At 65.5% G+C, this 3,028-nt stretch carries 3 protein-coding genes; 1 reads left to right on the forward strand and 2 read right to left on the reverse strand.

Translation table 11 applies throughout. The annotated features are described in order from the left end of the window. Positions 1-579 (forward strand): substrate-binding domain-containing protein (locus ACPCUW_RS35000; protein WP_423429674.1); only part of this gene is annotated, 579 nt, incomplete at its 5' end. 90 nt (positions 580-669) lie between these two features. On the opposite strand, the gene ACPCUW_RS35005 is transcribed toward ACPCUW_RS35000, so the two are convergent. Both ACPCUW_RS35005 and ACPCUW_RS35010 read right to left on the reverse strand, forming a co-directional pair. Continuing rightward, positions 670-1,158, reverse strand: a complete 489-nt coding sequence (locus ACPCUW_RS35005; RefSeq protein ID WP_423429675.1) for a MarR family winged helix-turn-helix transcriptional regulator — start codon at positions 1,156-1,158, stop codon at positions 670-672. A gap of 16 nt (positions 1,159-1,174) precedes the next feature. Beyond that, complete coding sequence (locus tag ACPCUW_RS35010) at positions 1,175-2,554, reverse strand: MFS transporter (protein WP_423429676.1); 1,380 nt, start codon at positions 2,552-2,554, stop codon at positions 1,175-1,177. Positions 2,555-3,028 lie beyond the last annotated feature (474 nt).

The following is a 3,028-nucleotide window of genomic DNA, read 5'->3' on the forward strand; positions in this document are numbered from 1 at the left end:
CTGCCCGTTCACGTCGTATTCCGCAGCGACGAGTCGGGCACCAGCGACAACTTCCAGCACTACCTCGACGCGGCGTCGAAGGGCGCCTGGGGCAAGGGCGCGGGTAAGAGCTTCGCCGGTGGTGTCGGCGAGGGCGCCAAGGGCAACGAGGGCACATCGGCCGCGATCGGTCGTACTCCCGGCTCGATCACCTACAACGAGTGGTCGTTCGCCAAGGCGCAGAACCTGCACATGGCGAGCATCGTCACCGACGCCGCGGGCGGCAAGCCGGTCGATCTGAGCGTCGACTCGGCACAGAAGGCGGTCGCCGGCGTCAAGGTCAAGGGTCAGGGCAACGATCTGGTGCTCGACACCAGCTCCTTCTACAACCCGACCGACCCGGGCGCCTACCCGATCATGCTGGCCACCTACGAGGTGGTCTGCTCCAAGTACTCCGACGCGAGCACCGCCACCGCGGTCAAGGCCTTCCTCACCTCGGCCACCGACAACGGCCAAACCGGTTTGGACTCGAGCGGTTACATCCCGATCCCCGACTCGTTCAAAACCAAGCTGACCGCAGCGATCAACGCCATTTCCTGATCACCTTCCGGGTGAACGAAACTCGCCTGCAGACCCAGGCAGGGTCTGCAGGCGAGTTCGGTTCACCGTGAGAAATCCAGGGCCACGCAGTTAGGCCGAATTGTCGTCGTGTGAGCGCTCGGTGAGCGCATCGACGGCGCTGGTCAATTCGGCCAGCGCCGGGGTAGCTGCGGTGAGGAGATGCTGCCACCCGGGATGCAGCGAGGACAGCGCCTCACGCAGGATGGCCGTATTGGTCGCCTGCCACGCCTGGACCGCCCGCCGACCAGCGGCGGTCAGATTCAATGTCACCGCACGCCGGTCGTCGCCTCCTGCCCGAACCATCATGCCGCGCTGGGTCAGCGCGTTCACCAGAGTGGTCACGGTATTGGGCGCCAACTGGAGCAAGCGGGCCACCTGACCAGGGCGCACACCGGGCTGGTCACCAACACAGGAGAGTAGTTCCAGCTGCGCGACCGATAGCGTCGCAGCCGGTTCCGCAGTGCGCGCTGCTCGCCGCATGGCGCGTCGGAGCCGGGCGATGACATCGGCCAGCGCCACCTCGCCGAGTTCGCCGGTGTCGGCGGACGGTCCTGTCATCGGCTGCTGCCTTTCGCTACGACGGTTCGGGATGCCGCTCACCCGCAGTGATCAGCGCCGCAACGGCCACGACCGACAGTACGGTCATAGCCACCCGAGCACCGTCGCCCGGCAGGCTCGCGGCATCGCACAGATGTAGAGACAGTGTCACAACCGCCACCCCGCCCGCCGTTCCCAGTCCACGGGCCATGTTCACCAATCCGCCCGCCGTCCCGGAGCGATGCTCGGGTACGGCGGTCATGATCGCAGCATTGTTTCCGGGAATGAACATCCCCAGACCGACGCCGAGCACCGCCAGCCACACCGCAACCCACCATGACATTGCCGGCGCGATCGCAAGCGCCGCCGTGGCAGCCACCATCACGATCGCGCCGATCCGCTCCCGACACTCGGCGCGCCATCGGCTCGGCAACACCCGCGTACCGCCCACTGCGGCGACCGCGAATCCGGCGGGTAGCGCAGTGAGCAGCAAACCGGTGCCGACCGCACCGACCGCACCGACTTGCGGAAACAACGCCAACGGGCCGAACAGCACCAGATACGCGGCCCAAGCTCCGATCAGGCCACGTCGCAGCGGCGGATGCGCGAACAGGGCGGGATCGATCAACGGAGGCCGGGTCCGCCTCTCCCACTGCCATAGTCCGAGCGCACAAGCGATCGCGAAGGCCACCAGGGCTGCCGGCGTCCACCCCGGCATGCCGAGACCGGAGAGCGCCGAGGCCGCGGTCAGGACTCCGGCGACGAGGCCGAGCAGCAAAAGCACACCGGGCATATCGAATCCGGCCGACTGTGCGCGAGTCCGGGTGCGCGGCAACAGGTATCGTCCCGCGATGACCGCCAGGCAACCCACGGGCACGTTGATCGCATACACCCATCGCCAGCCCAGTGAGGCCACGACCACTCCGCCGACCAGCGGCCCCAGGGCCAGGCCCAGCGCTTGCGCACCCGCATGCACCCCCAAGGCAGCCCGTATTCGATGCGCGGCGACGCTCGTCGCCACCAGCGCCACGCTGTTGGCTTGCAGCATCGCCGCACCCACCGCCTGCAGAACCCGAAAACCTATGAGCCACCAAAGGTTCGGCGCCGCTGCGCACAGCCCGGAAGCAAGCGTGAACACGACGAAACCTTGAAGATAGACGAATTTGCGGCCGGCGGCGTCGGACACCCGCCCGGCCGCAACCACCAGGCCCACCAGAGTCACGAGATAGCCGAGCGAAACCCATTGAACACTGGCCAGCGGAGCACCGAACTCCCGCTGCACCGCCGGAAAGGTCAACGTGACGATGCTGGCATCCAACTGTCCCATGAACGCGCCGAGGCAGACCGCCGACACTGCCATCCATCCGGCCCATCGGTGGTCCTTGATCACACCCGGACGCGGCGACTCGACAACCATCTCTTCCTTCGACAAACAGTTCTGCTACAGAAATAACTTCAGACTGCCTCGAGTCGCACCACTCGTCAAACGTGACCCAGGAGGCTCAAATGCGCGGGGAGCGCGTCGGGTTGGGCCGCGAAGAGAATCTGTTACAGATCGATTACCCGGAGGTTCACCGCCGGTTCGCGCCTTGTTCCGGCACACGGACAACCAGTTGGACGATTTCGGAACCATCACCCGCTGCAGCGCCCAACTCCGAGGTAAATCCCACCCTGTGATGCAGGACACACAAGGCGCCGGATCTTCGATTTCGCACCATCCGCAAGCGCGACGAACTGCGTCGTAACCAGCGGCTTCGAGCCGCCTTTTCCACCACAAGGCGCGCAAGATGAACGGGTTTTGAATGATCAACGTTTCAGCGTTCACTGTCCGTTAGCTGACCTGGTCTGTGATTCCTTCGTCCCTGAACCACTCTGTTTCGAGGTTCCGCAG

This window comes from Nocardia sp. AB354 (assembly GCF_049538315.1).
In the GTDB taxonomy this organism is placed as follows: Bacteria; Actinomycetota; Actinomycetes; order Mycobacteriales; family Mycobacteriaceae; genus Nocardia; species Nocardia nova.